This window comes from Pseudoalteromonas sp. S4492 (genome assembly GCF_005886115.1).
Taxonomy (GTDB): domain Bacteria; phylum Pseudomonadota; class Gammaproteobacteria; order Enterobacterales; family Alteromonadaceae; genus Pseudoalteromonas; species Pseudoalteromonas gelatinilytica.
On record NZ_PNCP01000381.1, the window covers coordinates 1 to 423 of the forward strand.

Annotated in this window: 1 protein-coding gene; it reads left to right on the forward strand. The window is 49.2% G+C overall.

Annotation, left to right across the window (positions count from 1 at the left end; all coding sequences use genetic code 11):
* Positions 1-90: 90 nt before the first annotated feature.
* On the forward strand, positions 91-423 hold a 333-nt coding region (locus tag CWC28_RS21855), incomplete at its 3' end, for a CYTH domain-containing protein (RefSeq protein WP_138625797.1).

Below are 423 nucleotides of genomic sequence, written 5' to 3' on the forward strand. Positions count from 1 at the left end.
AATGCGAGGGAGATTCAGGTGCTCATTTGCCATAACAAACCCTTCAGCTTGCAGGTAAAATGAGCTTTTTAGCCGTCGGTCAGCTAACCCATGAGTACTGAAACAGAGTTAAAGCTGTCTCTGCCAAAGGCGCAGATACAAGCCCTTAAGACACTTCCTTTCTGGAAAAAGTTCGCCAGCTCGGCACCAGAAACTTTTCATTTGGGAAATACCTACTTTGATACAGCCTCCCGAAAGCTGAATCAGGCACGGGTTGCTCTGCGCATCAGAGAGAAAAATGGTCAGTATTTTCAGACTCTGAAAACCAAGGGTGAAAGCGTTAACGGGCTGACCCGCCGAGGCGAATGGGAATGGGCCATTGAGCGCCCAGAGCTCGATATTGAAGGGCTACAGAAGGTCTGGCCAGAATCTCTGGGGCCTTTA